General features: G+C 32.6%; 30 protein-coding genes. All 30 read right to left on the bottom strand.

Annotated elements, in window-relative coordinates:
* Positions 1 to 10: 10 nt before the first annotated feature.
* The 30 genes from B5E79_RS00320 to B5E79_RS00175 all read right to left on the bottom strand — a co-directional run bounded on the left by B5E79_RS00320 (position 11) and on the right by B5E79_RS00175 (position 17,259).
* The gene (locus B5E79_RS00320; RefSeq protein ID WP_087296558.1) at positions 11 to 409 is read right to left on the bottom strand and encodes a DUF7211 domain-containing protein; all 399 of its coding nucleotides are present in this window, start codon (positions 407 to 409) and stop codon (positions 11 to 13) included.
* 11 nt (positions 410 to 420) lie between these two features.
* Positions 421 to 2,169, bottom strand: a complete 1,749-nt coding sequence (locus tag B5E79_RS00315) for a terminase TerL endonuclease subunit (RefSeq protein ID WP_087296557.1) — start codon at positions 2,167 to 2,169, stop codon at positions 421 to 423.
* Between the two features lie 14 nt (positions 2,170 to 2,183).
* The gene (locus B5E79_RS00310) at positions 2,184 to 2,633 is read right to left on the bottom strand and encodes a DUF7211 domain-containing protein (RefSeq protein WP_087296556.1); all 450 of its coding nucleotides are present in this window, start codon (positions 2,631 to 2,633) and stop codon (positions 2,184 to 2,186) included.
* Between the two features lie 14 nt (positions 2,634 to 2,647).
* A complete protein-coding gene (locus B5E79_RS00305) occupies positions 2,648 to 3,037 on the bottom strand; it encodes a phage head-tail connector protein (protein ID WP_087296555.1) in 390 nt (129 codons plus the stop codon).
* A gap of 19 nt (positions 3,038 to 3,056) precedes the next feature.
* Entirely contained in the window at positions 3,057 to 3,473 is a 417-nt protein-coding gene (locus B5E79_RS00300; RefSeq protein ID WP_087296554.1) for an HNH endonuclease signature motif containing protein, read from the bottom strand.
* Complete coding sequence (locus tag B5E79_RS00295; protein WP_206393057.1) at positions 3,466 to 3,822, bottom strand: hypothetical protein; 357 nt, start codon at positions 3,820 to 3,822, stop codon at positions 3,466 to 3,468. Before B5E79_RS00295 ends, B5E79_RS00300 begins: the two co-directional genes overlap by 8 nt.
* A 785-nt stretch (positions 3,823 to 4,607) precedes the next feature.
* Positions 4,608 to 4,847: a hypothetical protein gene (locus B5E79_RS00290; protein WP_087296552.1), complete on the bottom strand. Its 240-nt coding sequence runs from the start codon at positions 4,845 to 4,847 to the stop codon at positions 4,608 to 4,610.
* Between the two features lie 16 nt (positions 4,848 to 4,863).
* Entirely contained in the window at positions 4,864 to 7,629 is a 2,766-nt protein-coding gene (locus B5E79_RS00285; RefSeq protein ID WP_087296551.1) for a helix-turn-helix domain-containing protein, read from the bottom strand.
* A gap of 3 nt (positions 7,630 to 7,632) precedes the next feature.
* Positions 7,633 to 8,196, bottom strand: a complete 564-nt coding sequence (locus tag B5E79_RS00280; RefSeq protein WP_206393055.1) for a PD-(D/E)XK nuclease family protein — start codon at positions 8,194 to 8,196, stop codon at positions 7,633 to 7,635.
* Between the two features lie 20 nt (positions 8,197 to 8,216).
* Positions 8,217 to 8,513, bottom strand: a complete 297-nt coding sequence (locus B5E79_RS00275) for a hypothetical protein (RefSeq protein ID WP_087296550.1) — start codon at positions 8,511 to 8,513, stop codon at positions 8,217 to 8,219.
* Between the two features lie 637 nt (positions 8,514 to 9,150).
* Positions 9,151 to 9,417 carry a hypothetical protein gene (locus B5E79_RS00265; RefSeq protein WP_087296548.1) on the bottom strand — a complete coding sequence of 89 codons (267 nt, stop codon included), beginning with the start codon at positions 9,415 to 9,417 and terminating at the stop codon, positions 9,151 to 9,153.
* A 114-nt stretch (positions 9,418 to 9,531) separates the two neighbouring features.
* Entirely contained in the window at positions 9,532 to 10,185 is a 654-nt protein-coding gene (locus B5E79_RS00260; protein ID WP_087296547.1) for a glucosaminidase domain-containing protein, read from the bottom strand.
* A gap of 117 nt (positions 10,186 to 10,302) precedes the next feature.
* On the bottom strand, positions 10,303 to 10,488 hold the full coding sequence (locus tag B5E79_RS00255; protein ID WP_087296546.1) for a hypothetical protein: 186 nt from the start codon (positions 10,486 to 10,488) through the stop codon (positions 10,303 to 10,305).
* Positions 10,489 to 10,495: 7 nt separating this feature from the next.
* On the bottom strand, positions 10,496 to 10,786 hold the full coding sequence (locus tag B5E79_RS00250) for a hypothetical protein (RefSeq protein WP_087296545.1): 291 nt from the start codon (positions 10,784 to 10,786) through the stop codon (positions 10,496 to 10,498).
* Positions 10,770 to 11,729 (bottom strand): hypothetical protein, encoded by a 960-nt coding sequence (locus B5E79_RS00245; RefSeq protein WP_087296544.1) that lies wholly within the window; start codon positions 11,727 to 11,729, stop codon positions 10,770 to 10,772. Before B5E79_RS00245 ends, B5E79_RS00250 begins: the two co-directional genes overlap by 17 nt.
* Positions 11,730 to 11,746: 17 nt before the next feature.
* Positions 11,747 to 11,953 carry a hypothetical protein gene (locus B5E79_RS00240; RefSeq protein WP_087296543.1) on the bottom strand — a complete coding sequence of 69 codons (207 nt, stop codon included), beginning with the start codon at positions 11,951 to 11,953 and terminating at the stop codon, positions 11,747 to 11,749.
* A gap of 54 nt (positions 11,954 to 12,007) precedes the next feature.
* Positions 12,008 to 12,313: a hypothetical protein gene (locus B5E79_RS00235; protein ID WP_087296542.1), complete on the bottom strand. Its 306-nt coding sequence runs from the start codon at positions 12,311 to 12,313 to the stop codon at positions 12,008 to 12,010.
* Complete coding sequence (locus tag B5E79_RS00230; RefSeq protein WP_158095446.1) at positions 12,306 to 12,608, bottom strand: nucleoside triphosphate pyrophosphohydrolase family protein; 303 nt, start codon at positions 12,606 to 12,608, stop codon at positions 12,306 to 12,308. The genes B5E79_RS00235 and B5E79_RS00230 overlap by 8 nt, the downstream gene beginning before the upstream one ends.
* A 17-nt stretch (positions 12,609 to 12,625) precedes the next feature.
* Positions 12,626 to 12,844: a hypothetical protein gene (locus tag B5E79_RS00225; protein WP_087296540.1), complete on the bottom strand. Its 219-nt coding sequence runs from the start codon at positions 12,842 to 12,844 to the stop codon at positions 12,626 to 12,628.
* 1 nt (position 12,845) lies between these two features.
* Complete coding sequence (locus tag B5E79_RS00220; protein ID WP_087296539.1) at positions 12,846 to 13,109, bottom strand: hypothetical protein; 264 nt, start codon at positions 13,107 to 13,109, stop codon at positions 12,846 to 12,848.
* Between the two features lie 180 nt (positions 13,110 to 13,289).
* Entirely contained in the window at positions 13,290 to 13,457 is a 168-nt protein-coding gene (locus B5E79_RS13430) for a hypothetical protein (protein WP_158095445.1), read from the bottom strand.
* The gene (locus B5E79_RS00215; protein ID WP_087296538.1) at positions 13,457 to 13,762 is read right to left on the bottom strand and encodes a hypothetical protein; all 306 of its coding nucleotides are present in this window, start codon (positions 13,760 to 13,762) and stop codon (positions 13,457 to 13,459) included. The genes B5E79_RS13430 and B5E79_RS00215 overlap by 1 nt, the downstream gene beginning before the upstream one ends.
* Positions 13,759 to 14,103, bottom strand: a complete 345-nt coding sequence (locus B5E79_RS00210) for a hypothetical protein (protein WP_087296537.1) — start codon at positions 14,101 to 14,103, stop codon at positions 13,759 to 13,761. The genes B5E79_RS00215 and B5E79_RS00210 overlap by 4 nt, the downstream gene beginning before the upstream one ends.
* Positions 14,103 to 14,507 carry a hypothetical protein gene (locus B5E79_RS00205; RefSeq protein WP_087296536.1) on the bottom strand — a complete coding sequence of 135 codons (405 nt, stop codon included), beginning with the start codon at positions 14,505 to 14,507 and terminating at the stop codon, positions 14,103 to 14,105. Before B5E79_RS00205 ends, B5E79_RS00210 begins: the two co-directional genes overlap by 1 nt.
* A gap of 3 nt (positions 14,508 to 14,510) precedes the next feature.
* Entirely contained in the window at positions 14,511 to 14,837 is a 327-nt protein-coding gene (locus B5E79_RS00200) for a hypothetical protein (protein WP_087296535.1), read from the bottom strand.
* Positions 14,838 to 14,998: 161 nt separating this feature from the next.
* Positions 14,999 to 15,385 (bottom strand): hypothetical protein, encoded by a 387-nt coding sequence (locus tag B5E79_RS00195; RefSeq protein WP_087296534.1) that lies wholly within the window; start codon positions 15,383 to 15,385, stop codon positions 14,999 to 15,001.
* A gap of 2 nt (positions 15,386 to 15,387) precedes the next feature.
* Positions 15,388 to 16,194, bottom strand: coding sequence for a hypothetical protein (locus B5E79_RS00190; RefSeq protein ID WP_087296533.1), 807 nt, complete (start codon positions 16,192 to 16,194; stop codon positions 15,388 to 15,390).
* A 2-nt stretch (positions 16,195 to 16,196) separates the two neighbouring features.
* The gene (locus B5E79_RS00185; RefSeq protein WP_087296532.1) at positions 16,197 to 16,559 is read right to left on the bottom strand and encodes a hypothetical protein; all 363 of its coding nucleotides are present in this window, start codon (positions 16,557 to 16,559) and stop codon (positions 16,197 to 16,199) included.
* The gene (locus tag B5E79_RS00180) at positions 16,556 to 16,846 is read right to left on the bottom strand and encodes a hypothetical protein (protein WP_087296531.1); all 291 of its coding nucleotides are present in this window, start codon (positions 16,844 to 16,846) and stop codon (positions 16,556 to 16,558) included. Before B5E79_RS00180 ends, B5E79_RS00185 begins: the two co-directional genes overlap by 4 nt.
* The gene (locus B5E79_RS00175; protein WP_087296530.1) at positions 16,846 to 17,259 is read right to left on the bottom strand and encodes a hypothetical protein; all 414 of its coding nucleotides are present in this window, start codon (positions 17,257 to 17,259) and stop codon (positions 16,846 to 16,848) included. Before B5E79_RS00175 ends, B5E79_RS00180 begins: the two co-directional genes overlap by 1 nt.
* Position 17,260: the final 1 nt, after the last annotated feature.

The following is a 17,260-nucleotide window of genomic DNA, read 5'->3' as shown; positions in this document are numbered from 1 at the left end:
ATTTCCCTCCTTATCTTTGACTCTTCTTTCTTGTAAGTTCATAAGTAAATTTCTTACCTTTTAAAATAGTCTTCTGTTCGATACGATTTATTTCGTAATCTTTAAAGACTTTATCCATTTGCTTTTCCCACTTTATCGCTTTTCTTTGAAGTCGTTCTGACTTGAAATTAAGCTGTAAAGCTTGATTTAATTTTTTGCTATTCTTTTTAAGTTGCTTCTTTGTTTTAGAACGTGATATCTTACCGGAAGCTATATAAGCTTTTGTATCAGCTTTTCTATGCATAGAAGCTGCTTTTGATTGAAGCTTTTGTCGCTTCTTTTCAGCTTTTCCATAAGCTTTTGAGGGATTTCTTCTAACTCCCCACTTCATTCCGAGGACACCATAATGGTATAACTCTTGTTCATCCATAATTCATCCTCCTACTCAAACGATTCAATGTTTTCTTTGTAAGCAACGTAAGCATCCAATAAAGCAGCAACAGCATCAATCTTTTGCTCACGTCTTTTCTTAAATAACTTTCTATTCCCATTTGTATCTTCCAAAGTTATACAGTTTCCCATAGCAAATGACATAAGATCTTCATCAAAAAGAAGCATACGCTCTTCTGAAAGTTTCTTAATCTCTCCTAAAGGAACTGACTCAGTTCTAGCACCCTGTATAACTTTAACAACTCCATAAGGACTGTTCTCTCTCTCCCATCTTTCTACAAATGCCTGTGCTCCATACGGGTCATACCCAAATGAGCGGACATCATACTGAAAGTTCATGATGTAATTGTCTAAATCGTCATAGACTTCCATCATGTTGAGAACGACTCCTTCTAAAACAATTAAGCTACCTTCAGCGATAAAAGTGTCATACTTAGCTCTCATTGCCGTAGGTAGCTCCATTAAAGTTTTAGTTGTTATATAGTTTCTGGTTTTTACACCAAAAGAACCATTTGATAATGGAAATAGGAATGTAAATGCACAGAAGTCATCACCTTGTGAAAGGTCTGCTCCCATTGAACATGGCATTTGCCAAAAGTCACGTTTTCTTTTCATTGGAAGGGTTTCTTCATAAGTAAAGAAGTAAGTATAACCTTCTAACGGAATACCGAAACGTTTTGCTAAAATATCGTTTCTAGCAGCCGGAGCCTTTTCAGCTCTTTCAACATCGTTCTGATAGACTTCATAAGTTACAGTCTTACCTAAGTTTGGATTAGCTTTAATCCACATATCAGGATACGCAACTTCATCTATAGAATCGAGTCTGTAATACCAAATAGAAACATGAGGGTTAATATATTCTCCTTTGAGAATGTCCATTAACTCCATTTTGATTGTGTCACCACTACCGTTACGAACGGTACCTTCAGAACTTGTAGCTACAATCAAGTAATCATCAAGTTTAGAAGCTCCCTGCTCGATTGCCCCTATTGGATCTTCTCTCAGATCCCCAGACAACCATTCATCCACAGTTGCCACTTTGCATCGCAACCCTTGGAGTTTGTTAATACTCAAAGGTCTGACTTCTAATAGAGATCCGGTTAAGAAATTTTGAATACCTTTCTTGGTTGATCCCAGCAATTGTCTAGTAGCCATGCTTCCAGTAGTATTGTGAATAGATCCATCGGTGAGGAATTGAAACAATGGACCTCTTGCTCTGGTTATGGCAGTAGCTATTGGGGACATAACTTCCTCCGCCAATTTCATTGTAGGTGCTGTAGTTATCTGATGAGTTGTAGAAGTATCTACATTAAGGTAATAACTTTGAATGCATGATGCATACATGGATTTTGCAGCACCACGAGCAACTATTAAGTATTGTTTGTTGATCAATCGTTTCTTGATTGACCTCTTAACATACCTTCCTCCATGTCCATCTGGATTCGGTTCGTAAATACTTCGTTCTACAAAGTAATACCAACCAAAGATTTGCTCACCCCAGAGTTTAAACGAATCGAGTAATCTTAAGTCCGATCCATCGGTCAAAGTCATTTCATTTTCACAATAAGCTATCCATCCTTCTACTGCTTGGTCATCATAGTAGATTCCAGGATTAGCTATAAGATCATCTATACGATTCATCTCCATAGAGATCTCTTTATTAACTGGTATGTCGCCTCTAATTACGGCATCGCGAAATAAGCCGTAATATTTTGGGACGGCTGTATTTGACAAAGCCATAATTTAGATCACCTTTACTTTTTCTTTTTCTGATTAGTCATAGCTTCAAACATATCGTTGACGAAATCATTTCCCCTTTTTCTAGTTTGATCAGCAACCATGTTTTTAGCTCCTTCTCTTATACCTGGAACTAATACATCATTGATAGCGCTATTGACAAAGCGTTTACCTAAAGATGCTTTCTTAGGTGTTAATTGAGCATACTGTTGTTCTAATCTCATTCGATTGATAGAAGCGTTTAACTCCTGATCAGTCATTTCTTTAACAGATTTCTTTTTAGGTTTTTGTTCAGTATGTTCAGTTGATTTGACTACAGTTTTCTTTTTAGTTTCTTGTTTCGATTTACTAAACAAACCAGTTTTCTTCTTTTTACTAGAAGTTGTTTTATGTCCTAACTGAGCTGGGGTTCTACGAACGCCCCACTTCATACCTTTGACACCATGATGGTATAGTGAATTCTCCATTTTGATTTTCACCCCTATTCTTGAGCAGCTGAATCTTTACGCTCATAGTTAGTGAGTCGCCATTCGTATTCAGCGGCAGTATCTTTTAGGTTTTGTACAGCGACAGAGCTTAGAGGTGGATCAAATACTAATTTCACTTTAATATAGATGAATGTTTTCAAAGACTCAATCCTCACTCTTGATTCTTTTGGAACATAATCATCCCAAGTTTCATTAGCACCAGTGATTACATAACCTTCGTCAGGTCCTATTCCTAATTGGTTAAGAATTGTGAATACACTGTTGATATGTATGATAATGTCAGTATCAAAGATAGTATACTCAGGGGTTATTCCTAACAGTTTCTTAATAGAAAGCAATATACTCTCATTAGTGTTAACATTATCATTTGTTGTATCACTCATATTTATCCTCCCTTCTCAATTACTGTCGCCAAGGACAAGTATCATTCTTTTTCCTTTCTTTCGGAGCTGTTAGAAGAATTGATTCGTCACTATAGTGAATAGCCAGATGAGTATTGTGTGTTACAGTGATAACATTCTCAGGATCAAAAATTTTAGGACTTCTATTAATCACATCATCAATAGTTAATGGGTTGATGTGATGTATAATAGCGCCTTTGTAAATTTCATGACCTTCACAACCTAAGTCGCACCCCATATCACGAACAATAATCTTTCTTCTAAAATCTCTCCATTCTTTTGATTGATATAAAGCTTGGTTCAAATATCTATGAGCACCAAAGGTGTCTTTACCAACACCTGAACCTCTAACTTTTAAATACTTAAAACGTTCTTCAAAAGTCTGGATTTTCATAAGTTCTGAATAGCATCTATACATACTCGTCATCCTCCATTTCTTCATTGGTGCCATTACCACTATACTGTTTCATAGCAGCAATAGCTCTTTCGAATAACTCTTCCGAACGTTGAGCTGATTCTATCTGTTCTCGTTTAGCCTTCATTAACTCTATCTCTCTTTCAAGCTTTGTTCTTTCTAATCGAGCTTTCTCAGTACCTAATTTCAGAAAGTGAACCTGGACTTGAGCAGAGGCGGTGCCTTCTCTTAACTGTTTTTCAGCTAAATCCATAGCTAAAGAGATCATTCGGTTTTCTTGACCTTCAGGAGTTAAAGCAGGTCTAAAACTTTTTGGTTCCTTTTGAGAACTTTGCTTATTGCTTTTAGCCACCATGCTACTCCTTTCTCTATACTTTTAAGGTAGTATTAATACCTTTTTACGACACTTTAAGCGGACTGCGAAACCTTAAATTATGTGTGGAAATAACTTTTATCAATAAATAGGATGATCACATACAAGCTGTAAATATTTTATCTTTGCATGAAAGGAGTAATGCAGAGATAACTTTCAAAATTAATGTTACATCTAAAAAATAAAACAAGTTAGAAAATAGAATATAAAAAACAATGATTTTAAGTAGCAAAAGAAACGGCAAACATTAATAAATGTCCATTAGATTGAATCTTATGAGAGGAATTGAGAACAAAATCTGTGGGGATATACCATGAACAATACCAAAAATGTCTAAATATCAATTTTAATGTCAGAAAAGGTCTCGTAGGCCGCTTAAAGTGTCGTAAAAATATAGAATTGTTTCTCCAAAAATATCCTCCGGAGAAAAATCGAAGAGGCGCGCGATGAGAGAGGGGGTGCACTTGTTTGAGACCCCTCCCCACGCCTTTCTATATATTCAAGGGTATGACTGATAAATAAATTTCCATGTTTATAATAGAGATAAATGTAGGTAAAATTTATCAATAAAGTTGTTTACATATGACAAAAGAAATAATTTTATTTATTCAATCAAACTCTTAAATAATAAAATAATTTTATTTATTCAATCAAACTCTTAAATAATAAATTAATTTTTATTAATGAATGATAATGATAAAACATAAACATTAATAAACTTTTATTAAAAACATTTAAAGACTTTTTAGTTGATAAACAAAACATTAATCATAAACAAGTTTCTTAAATGTATTTGTTAAGTCAAGACTAAGAAAGTCGTCAATTGCTGATTCAATTTCAATCACGTTTTCTTCATCAGACAATGCATCAGAAGTGTTAGCAATTCTAGCCAAAAGACCACAAGTATTGTAGTGTTTTTCAGTATCATAAGCTAACCAATTGTCAAAGTCTGTGTAAGGATCAAACGGATTGTCAATAGTTGTTAACATTACTGTTCTAGACATTCATTGCTCACTCCTTTCAATTCATATACTTTTGTACTGTTGAAGTAGAAACTCCTAAACGTTCTGCTATTTCAGCAGTTGTGTAGCCACTTGCTTTAAGGGCTTTAATCTTATTAGCCTTAGCTGGGGTGATTGTTGTATACGTTTTAGGTGTTGCATACTGTCTAATCACATCCATGTCAGCATTCTTAAGAATTCTAGTTAATTTATTGTCACTTATAGCACCAGCCTGAATAGCTTCCCATTCTCTTTCACTTACTTCTACTGGCTCTCTCCTAGCTCCAAGGGCCTCTCTATGTCTGCTAAGAGCCTGTTGTTTAGCTTTTTTGATAGCACTCTTATCCATATCTGGATTAGCCTGAATCTTAGCATTCACTTCAAGAGTGGTCTGAATTTGTGCCATCCTCTCCCTAGGTTTATTAGCCTCCGCCTTCATTAGCTTTTCATCTAAAGATTTCACTTCAGCAGCATAAGTCTTTGCAGCAGAAGAAGAACGTTGAACTTTTCCTACATTTAGACTGGCTTTACGAGCCTCATTAGCTAGTCTCTTCATTGAATTAGCATATTCAGCATAATATCTTTCCATTGGAGTATTCGCTTTTGATACTAGGTCATAGGCATCTTCTACATAATCCATATTTGTAATCTTTTGCTGTCTTTTCTTTGTAGTTGTAGTGACCTCCCCGGTTCTCTTATTAACTTTAGTAGTCTCATAGTATAAATCATCAGCAGTTTTCCATTTAAGTTTTCCTGTCTCAGGGTCTATAGTTGGAGAACCTTGACGTTTATCTACGGAAGTCGTACCTTTAGCTCTAGAGATAATAGTAGAAGCGCCACCTTCTTGATACTTCTTCTTTAATTCTTCTATAGCATTGTCTTTAGCACTAGATCTATAGTCCAACTTATGTTTTTCAGCATCTATGACTACCATTGAATGGCGAACAGCTCTTGCCAACTCATCTTCAGTAGCATTCTTTAATGTCATGTCAGTGATTAAATTAGATACTTTACCCATTTCAGTTTGGGTTAATTTCTTAGACATGGTTTTAATCTTCTCACCACGTTCATTGTAGTAATCGTTTCCGACTTTTTTTGTTCCATACTGAAGCTTTGGATCGAATCCTTCAAGACCTTTCAAAGGTGGAGTTGTTTTTATCTTAACTCCTTTACCTTGTGGTATAACCATAACAGTATCGCCATCGAAATCAGCTCCAGAAAGTCTTTCTGCAACATGGCTATTAATTCCTATAGCATCAGTTGTTGTGGTACCTAAGATTTTTCTAGCATCTTTATGTTTGTTATTTACAACAAGCTCTGGTATTTCAAATGTTCCACCATGAGGATAACGAACTAAACAAACTTTTTCGCCATTCTTATAGTTTGGTGCATATACTTCATTATCTTTTAATGTTGTAACAGGAATAATGACATGATACTTTTGTCTAGGTAAAGCCGCTCCTCTTAATTTAACGGCTGCCGAGTCACATTCATCAGCAAAATCTAGAAGAAGTTTTCTCTTTACAGTTGGATTATTCAAAGCCATAATATCTTCAAACTGCATTTGTTTATCTTCTTTAGCTAAATCTAATTGTTTCTTAGCTAATTTTAGTGGCTGCTTAGATAAAAACTGAGAAGATAAAGTATTGCTCCATTTGAGCCAATCTCCTTCTTCTCTAGTCTTGTTGATAAGTGATAACTGTTCCTTACCATTCTTATCCTTATAATAATGTTGTCCACCATGTTCTTTAATTGTTGAACCGAATGGATTCATTGGATCGTCGGTTTTAATGTCTTTTAATACTTCAAGTTTAGGAACATCTTTTCTTTTGTTAGTATTAAACATAACATCAACACCATCTGGTAAATCGTCAGAATATATGGCCATTCCTTTTATGTACTTTTTACCATCAACTAATATACGAACCTGAGCATAATGCGATTCGCCTAAAGATAAATCAGGAACTCCTCTACGAATTTCAATAATTCCATCTTTCTTAATTCCTCCATCTTCGGCATAACGAATAGCCAAACGTTTGGAATCCATACTTTTTGGATAAGCAAATGATGGTTTAAAAGTTTCACCTTTATCATAGGATACATAATCATCAATACTATGAATATCATAACTAAATATATCTTTATGCTCCGTTCCTTTTGGACAAATAACTTTGATAGTTGTTTTCTTACCAGGATTCGTTGCCTGTTCAACACGACCTCCATAAACAGGATATCCTTCGATTTCAAGCATTAGCAAAGCCTGATCCAATTTCTCTTTAGAGATACCTAACTGAATATCAACACCTTTACCGACGTCAATCATTCCTTTTTCTTCGATACTCTTTCGAATAAGATCGGCTGCGTTTTTAGCTTGATTCATTCTTATTTCAGAATCAACATTTAATAAAGCTCTAACTGATGAATCATTTTTATAGCCCATCTCTTTGGCTATTTCATTTAATGATAATCCATCAGCTCTTAAACTCTTTGCTCTATCGACTAATAAGCTTCGTCTCTCATCATTTGCTATACCAGTCATAGCTCTATAAGTAGTAGAAGTCATACCCATAGCTTTAGCTATTTCGTTATCTTTAAGGCCTTGCTTTTTATACTGTTCAACACGAGAAAGAAAATCGCCACTATGTTGATATGGATCTTCGCCACTACCCCAAGGATATCGTCCAGAACGTCTTTTAATACCATAGTGCTCTAAAAACTCATCATTTACTTCACCAAAGTATTCGAAAGCCACTTGTTCTATTGATGGCTTGTCTACATACCCCATAGCCTACTCCTCCTCTTGTCTTATTTTTTTAATAATGTTATCTGAAGAAATAATTTTATCCATGATTGGTAAAATATCTTCAGCTGTTGGATTCGCAACCAAGATTTCATCATTCTGATAAATTCTTAATTCGAATTCTATAGAACCTGGTTTGATATTGTATTCCAAACAAAAAAGAGCTGCATAAATTAATAGCTGCTCCATATGAGTTGGCCCAACACCAGTTTTCAAATCGTGAATACGCAATAAATTGTTTCTAAAACAAATTGCATCGGCTGTTCCAAAACAGTTTTCAGAATAAAATAAAAGTTGTTCTGGAGTCATTCGATATCCAATTGCGTCATTCACATACATGTTTAAAGTTTTATTTGATCTAGGAAGTTTAACTCCTAAAGTAATGAGTTCTGCTGCTAATTCATGTAGTCTTGTTCCTCTCATTTTTGCCATATGATTTCGATAAGTCGCAGCCAACTTATCTGGATCATAATTTAGCCAGTGATATTTACTTGCTCCTAAATAAGCATGTAAACCTTTGAGGTTATTATGATTGTTAAATATAAATTTCAAATCGCGTTACCTCCTTGTACTTATGGCTGAAAGAAACGAGTCAAGTCATCCAAAACTTCATCCTTGTTTTCAGGATAAACAAATCGTGAGAATGACATATCATTCATAAGACCAACATAGTAATCTTGATTTGGTCTATGAGTTGCATTAGCGCTTCTCTTCATTTCAAGAACTGCCCAACGATCTTTATACAAAACTAAAAGATCAGGAATTCCTTGAATCAAGCTCGAATCAAGCTTCGTAACAATACATCCTTCAAATCTGTTTTGAAGTTCTTTTTTAAATTGACGTTGAAAGTCTCGTTCCAGTTTACCCATAAGTCATTGTTTCTCCTTTCATAAAAAATGAAAGAGAACGTAAATTCTCTTTTCTCTTCATAACAGGGCATGTTTTTCACGCGTGCCCTAAATTATGTTTTATTTATTTGTCTTCTTGATAGCATTTATAAGTGTGTCAATATTATCACTAGCGCTGATATTAAGATTTGTCTTAGTTTGTTTACTAGCTCTAAAAATATTAAAAGCTACAGATCCTATTGAAGCAGCTATTGCAAACAAAGCAGAACAAATTAAAAATCTGATATCATTTTGCTGATACCAGACCCATAACAATATAACTGTGATAATGTTAAAAAATATATACATCATAAAAAATTTTTTTCACCCCTTTTTAAATCGTTTTTAGATGTTAAATATTTATTGTGGTACAAATATTATTTATCGCGTATTATAAATAATTAATATATAAAAGAGTTTTTATTAAAAAAAATTTTTTTTTGCAAAAATAGCCCAAAAACAGCTAAAAATAGCCCTTTTTTGACCATTTTTATTGAAAATTTTCAACTTTTTTAATCGTTAATAATTTTCGTGACACATAAATTATTTGATATTTTTTGTATCACATAAAATATTTTAGGTTGTTTTTTATATGATTTTTTATAAAAAATGTGAAAAATTATTTACCATCATCAGTATTTTTTACAGGTTTTCCTATATCATTTTCCATGATTTCATCGAAATTTTGTTTTCTCATTGATAATTGATATCTCAATTTTACTAATTCCAATCCCATTCTTATTAATTCCGCTCTGGAATGTCTGGTTATTTGAGCTATCCAATTCAATTCTAATTTTTCATCATGTGTTAGACGAATGTGAATTACATCACTTTTCTTATAATAATCTTCTTTCTTAGGTCTTCCTACTGGTTTCTTTCTCGGCATACTTCCACTCCTTTCATCCCCACGTCCGTACCAGCTTCATATCATCCATATCTACAATCATGCAATTCCTTACGGAATCACTCGTCATTCCATTCCATGCAATTCGTAACCGAATCAGTTATACTTATAATCAACAGGATACTCCATTAATCGAGAAACCATACTAGCCCAATCAGGATTAACAGGACAATATTTCTGACCAATTTCATAAGGTGTATCTAAACCCTCATCAAAATAATTTTCTTTCAAATTCTTCACAAATCTATCAACCCCAACGTCTTTACTGCTAAAAGATAAAGGTATTTCATTACGACTTAACCCACCAGGATTATTACGATACAAATAAGCATCTGATGTGAACCACCCAGTTTCAAGTCGTGCTATAGCCAATACAATAGAAAAAGGAACATGATATCTCTCACAAGCTTTATAAATCTTAAACTCAATGCAGTTTGTACTTTTTAAACCCATTGATTTAAGAAGTGCTCGTTCTCTTTCTTCACGTTCCTTCTTACGTCTTGCTTCTTCAGCTAATTTTTCTTTATACTCAATAACCATTTCTTCATGTTTTTCTTCTTCAGTAACATTGATATGATTGTGAATATCCCAATATAAATTATTAAAATCAGGTTTAATATTTCCCCCTTCAAACTTGATCTCTCGTGCATTAGAATCATCAATTGCATAAACCATCGACACATCCCAACTCAATATCCCTGCAACCATCATGGCTACAGTACAAATATAATTAATAAGTTTTCTTTTCATAATCTTTCTCCTTTTATTTCGTTAGTTTCCTAAACTTTCTCGTCTCTAATTCTTTCAAATTGAATTTGTCTGAATTATATAACTTACTATTCCTCCTTTGAAAATATTCCAAACTTTTTATTCTTTATACTCATAGTAAATACTGTGATCTCTCACATACTTACGACCCTTTTTAGTACGCCAAACTTGCTTTCTAAAAGAGTCATACTTAATTCCTAAATAAGCAGCACACTCACGAGAGGTTCCACAAAATATAGGAACCCCATCTTTATTGTACACTCCATACATTTTTCTTTTTGGCATTTATCATTCACCTAGTCTTTTCCATATATTTCATCGGCATATGATTACCACAAATATGCAAATAAGTTTTAAAAGCTCTGTTATATCTAGTTAAGAAATATAAATAAACATCTTGATAAACTTTAGGAGCCTGTCTAGCAAACACCGGACTCGCATTATTAATAGTTTTTACTAAACCTAACCTCTCCATTACTGCTCTAACCTCCTTACATGTTGGAATTCTATGAAGATGCCAATAACATAAATAAGAAGCTACTTCTTCAGATAGCTTCTCAATCGTTTTAAAATTTTGACGCATCTCTATTCACCTTTTCTTCGTCTTCTGATAATGCCGATTTTCCCATTGTTTCATTAAATCTTTTTATAGTTTGGCGAAGAGCTTCAGCAAAAGTAACTCCAAACTCTACTTTCTCTTCTTTAGGTAACCATTTCTTTAATTCATTATAATAATTCCCTTGATTACCTAATAGCTTCTTAACAATTGCCATAGTTAAACCTTTCTCTGGATCATAGACATCATCACCCTGAGCTTTCACAACTGTTTTCGTTCCATCATTCCATAGGATAATTGTAGCAGGATCATTAAATATAACATTCTTAATGCCTAAATCTAAACGAGGTTTTTGATCTTGATTAACTGTAGTCACACTAATAGCTGCATAATTCATAGGTAAAAAACCATGATCACCATATCTCTTCCCAAAATTAATAAATTCTTTAGCCATTTCTTCTTCACTTTTATAAACAATTAAATTTCTATCATTTTCCATACGTTCTTCCTCCATTACTTTTATTCCAAATAAACTATTTACTTCTTTCTTTATCATATTTCGATGTGCTTCTCCCAAAACACCGCTTACCATTAAACTTCCAGATCTTTTTCTTGATGTTCCAATGATCTTTTTCAATGAATCATCAAAATCAAGCGGACTTATACCAGATAATAACTTATATAAATCCGATTCGTTAATGAATAAACTAAATACATCTTTTTCAGGCATATCATTAACACAATCATAAGTAATTAATGTTACTTTTAATCCATCTGAAGTTTCAAATATAGCCATAGAATCATCATTTTTATATACTTCATATACGCCACGATATAAAAGATTCTTTACTGATGCTCTAATATTCCAACAATTCCTAGCAAAGTCTCTTTTTTCACAAACCAACAATAATCTATATCTTGCTTTTATATCTATTCCCATTTCTTTATTAATCAAATCTTTTAATTTCATCTCTATTTCTCCTTTCTTTATTCAGATTTGTTTTTTATTACAACCATGCTGGCAACATTTTCTCTTGCAATATGATATCTCTCAAAATATATATTATAAGCATCTTTTCCATCTACAAATACATAAACATTTTCAATTTGATTGTAGCTGATCTGATCACATGATAAATATACTTTATCGTCGTCCTTTAAATAAACACGGACATCATAATTAAATTTTTCCATAACTATTCTTCTCCCTTTTCTTTATGTAATCTTTTTACTCTCATAAAGAATATATCATTCCTTATAAATATCAATCATTACATATTCAATTTCACAGCCATTCACACATAAAATATAGCTATTCGGAATATCAGTTCCTTTAAACTTCCAATCTCTAGAATTTTCATTATGAATATAATCCGTACAAATAAATTTCATTTTATTTTCAGATCTTCTAAATTTAATTTGAATAGAGTATCTTTTATCTTTAGGTTTATATCCTTCATATTCTCTTTGATATCCTGTCTCACTATATCTTTGATTGGGTTTATAATTTCTCCCACTATAAGGTTTATATGGTTTTGTATTTGTACTATACATTTTCATTTCCTCCTAATCTTTCATACCATCTTGTACGCTTAATTTCTTTCATTGCATTAATAGTTTTATCATTTATAAAACCGGCTGCTTTCAATTCTTCAATACAAACTAAAACATCAGAAACTTCTTCAACTAAATCCTTAGTCACATCAAATGCTGTTTTAGGCGTAGGATTTTCGCTTCTTATATATCTAGCCATTTTTAAAGAAGCCTGTCCTAATTCACAAGCTTCTTCTCCTAGTTGTTCTAATAACGCTGGTTGTCCTATGTATTCATAAATTGGTTTACTTTCCATATCTTTTTTCCTCGCTTTCATTTTTTTCTACTCGTAATATCATCATGATACATTCCTAATTTTTGTTCATACATCTCCAAAAGCATAAATAAAAAACCCATGGCTAATAATACTAAATACCATGGGGCAACTACTCCAAATATAAGTAATCCTATAATTGACAAAACAAGCCATACAAGAAAATATATAAGACCTACCATCAGTAATAAAATTAACAAGGCAAAAACTAATTCCATCCTATTTTTCTCCTTCGCTCTCTTTCAAATATTTCTTCCATTCACTATCAACATTACTAATTAGTTCATCAAATGCACATACTTCATCTATTACAGATTTACGTAACATATCTAAATCCAGCAGTCTAACAATCTTAAAATCACATAATGGTTTTCCTCCATAGTGATAAAAAGCCACCCTCACAAATCTACTATAAGAAGACACGCCTGGAGTAAAAACCACTTCGAATCCGTTGTCGGCACACCATTCGATAAGCATTATCATAATTACTTCTCCTTTCTAATCTAGAACTAATTTAATAAGTAATATAACTAGCCAAACACCTATGGCTATTGGTAAAGAAAAAGTTAGACCAAAACATATACAAATTAAATAAATTAATAATGTAACGATTAAAAAACTTAAAAATAATGATACAATAAGTCCTAATATAAATAACATAGTTTACTTCTCCTTTTCTTTAAAATTAATTGGTTTCTCAGAATATAAGTTGAGAGGATTGCTTAAACATTCATGGCATTTATCATCACTCTCAGGTTCTTTTTCTCTAACGCATTGACTACAATAAATATCAAATCTAACTTCTTTATATTCCTCATCATAATAAGGCATTATTTATCACCTCCATTTATTATTTGATGTAATTTAGATTCCATAAAATTTTTATAATCAGCCAATGATTGATCAGTGCTAGATTCAATAATAGCTATCAAGTCTTGCATTTCATTTTCATCAAACATACATTCGGCTAGATGATTAATAAGATTTAACAAACATTCTTTACGAAATTCAATCAATTGATCTGTTGCTGATTCGATAAAAGGTTTTTCTATAAATTTTGGACCTAATATAGAAATCTCAGCCAATGTACGCATAATTTCTAATTTCTGTTCTTCTGTAAAAGTATTCTTTGTCATTTCGCACCCTCTCCTTTTCTTGATACTACACCAATACGATACTTAACACCATACTTACCATCTTTAACAGTCATTTCGTAGGTTTCTTTAATTACAAATATCTCTTCTTTATCTAGATAAAAGTGAGTATAGACTGTACTACTACAACCCTTATCTTTATGTTTAATTAACGTTAAACGACCTATAGAAGCATACTCACCAATATTCAGAGCATTAATTCCATATGGTTTTAACTCTTTAAGTATAAGATTGTCCCTCATATCTCTTTGCTTCTTATAACATTTCTCCATACAATCAGCTGTAGCTTTCACCACAAACTCCGTAAGCTTTTCTGCTTCCATCAATTATCACCCCATAATTCAGGATTGATTTCGACTCTAACATCCTTATCACCATAATCTTCAAACATTAAGAGTTTATTGAGTTTTCTTAGTTCTTCTTTTGTGAATGGATCGTATCTAGGATCTCCAATTAATTTTCTACCAAAAACAGCCGGAGTCATTTCTAACTCATCGGCTGCGTCTTTCTTATAGATCTCTAAATCGGTCATTCTCTTTAGATAAGGATTATCCTTAAATAATAAGTTTTGTTTATTAGGATCTTCGTATTTAAAGAAGCACTCCTGATAACTTTCACCAGATGCTGTTTCATGTTCCCATCTATTAAATATAGGATGAGAATCATCTACCAAAGTCCATTGTCTTTCATCATTAATACTTAATTCATTTGCCGTTACTAACCCCATTGTCTATTCCTCTCTTTCCTTAACAATAATGATACTTGTCTCTTTTGCTTTAATCGTAGTTGTATAACCAGACTCATCTAATTGTTTTTGAATAGATTTAGTGTTATTTCCATCAATAGAAGTGGCTGATCCTAAATAAAAAGCATCAGGGTCATCAACAAAATTTGATTCATCATGTAAAATACCAACTTTTCTTACATATCTAAATCCCAAAATGTTATCCGCATCTTCTGGATCACAACATGGTATGATAACTGGATAATCATCTGGTACATCTTTTAATAAAAATTTTAATTCTTTAACTGTTAAATTTAATCTACTCGTTTTCATTTCTTATTCCTCTCTTTCTTTAAAAATAAAAAGAAGAGCCTAATGTTACTCAGACTCCTCTTTATTGAAAAACAGCAAATCTACTATATAACCTAATGCAAATCCTCCTAAAAACCACATTACTTTTTTCATAAATTCCACTCCTTTCATTAAGGAACGTGTTATTTTTGCGTACTTACCTTTTTAAAAGGTTTCTTGACTGCGATATAAGTTTCTAAAATTGGTTTATTTTTTTGTATAGCTCTATTCACCACATCTTTACTTACTCCTAAATATTCTCTTATGTCTTTACGAGTACCAACCATGACAACTTTATTTCTTCTAATATGTATAAGCTCAAATGACTCAGCTTTAGTGACAATACATGGCAATCCAAGACTCTTTAGAAATTTTTGATATGAGCCATAAGTATTTTGAACACTTCGCATATGACCTCCAAGTGCTTTAAATTCTTCTACTCTTGGTATGCGTCTGTACTCATTGTAAAAAGCCTTAACAATTTCTCTATCATTTTTAGGTTTCTTGTTAAATAAATCTTTCAATTTCATATCTATTCTCCTTCCTTACCAGTAATCAATTCAGAATATGGTAGAGTTCTAATCCAATCACAGAAACCAGCATGTTTTTGAAATGTGTTTTCATATGAAAGATCTTCTTTTGATAGATAATCATGTTCTTTCCATTCATCTAATGGATGAAATTTACGAGACCCATATTGATTAGCCAACACTTCATAACTCATCATGACTGTTCTCTTTTGATTATAAGAACTAGGTAATAACTGAATCATCTGCAACCAGTATTTTTTGTCTTTGGTTTCGAGATATAACTTTCTAGCCTGATTCAAAGCCTCTATTTGAATATAGAGCATGTCTTCAAATGAGCAGAAGAAATATGGTTGATTATTATCATTTTGCATAAACATGTCTCTTGAAACACCATCGAGATGCTCACATGAGAAATCATCTATAGTAAACTCTTTAGCGTGAATCTTGTGCATCGTGCTACATGAATTAGCAACTGTTCCAACTTTATATGTATCGAACTCTTTCCACCAATATAGCGGAGCTGTAATATCAACATACACGACAATCATTCTCATGAATTTACGATGGTCTGTACCGGCATTTCTCAATCGTTTCATAAGATCTACATCGTTCGGACCGATAATATAATTAGTTTGGATAGAACCCTCGCTAGCATCACAATTATAATGATATGGACAAGTTAAACAATGATCAGGTCCATGTGTCTCACAATACCCACTATCGCTCTTATCCCAACTATTCATAGGATTCCTCATTCCTCTAATGGCTGCTTCCCAACCTACTACTTCAGTCTTTTCAAATTTAATCATCACTAATCACCAGCTCTTTCATAAATTTCTCTAAGTGTTAAATTTGGATCAACGTTTTTATAATATCCTTTATTCTTTAAAATTTTAAAAAAATCAAAGTCGCCAAATGTGTAATCAGAAACATGATCGGTACGTGTATTTAAAAAACTATCAAGCACATCATACTCAAAACTACTCATTTTAATAGGTTTCTTATATTCTTTATTTAAATATTCAAGTATATTTATTGCACTTTTAAATTCACATTTTATACAACTAATACCTATACAATCGCGTTCGTGTTTCAATCCATAAGCATATTTACAAATATGAGTTTTGTCGTGATTCACATTCGTACAATCCAATATTTTCTCTAAATTTTTCATCCTTTCTTCAAACTCCCTTCATAACGTTTTACTTCTTCAACTGCTTCATCTTGATATGGTTTAAATGCCTTATGTACTGGCTTTGTTGATGTAATATAGTTAACCATAAAATAAGGACAACTTACTTCTACCTTTGCTTCATAATAATCCTTAAGATTTATTCGTTCATCGCTAGGATGATGAAGATTCGTTGCTAATTCGCAAAGGGTTTCAAAGTCACTCTTTCTATTACATACACATTCATGATTGCAACGTTTACATTCAGTTTTAATATATAATTCACCCATCATTCTTCTCCTTTCTTTATCAGACTTCCTAAATATCTTCTCTTCTTCTCTTCAGCACCATCATTAAATAAATCTGGCGCTATAGCTCTTAAATCAACCTCGTAATGCGGAATATCCATTTCTGAAATAATGTCTTCCTCTATATGACAAGATTTAAATCTATCAATATATCTTCCATAGTTACCAATTGTAATGCTATAATCTGCTTCAGCTAAAAACTCTAAAGACTTTGCTAAATACCATAATCTTTCGTTTTTAATATATTCAGGTAGCTCATCCTCAATCCAAGTATTGATAACTAACAATTCCTCATTAAAATATGATTCGGCAATCGCTCTACCTATTTTCATAGATTTAAGAATTTGTTCTTTTGTTCGTCCATTCATAGGACAGCTTACAAATAATTTTTTCATT

Source organism: Massilimicrobiota sp. An134 (genome assembly GCF_002160815.1).
Lineage (GTDB): Bacteria > Bacillota_I > Bacilli_A > Erysipelotrichales > Coprobacillaceae > Allocoprobacillus > Allocoprobacillus merdigallinarum.
Note: the sequence above shows the minus strand (reverse complement) of the source record. Positions and strands in the feature narration are given on the sequence as shown.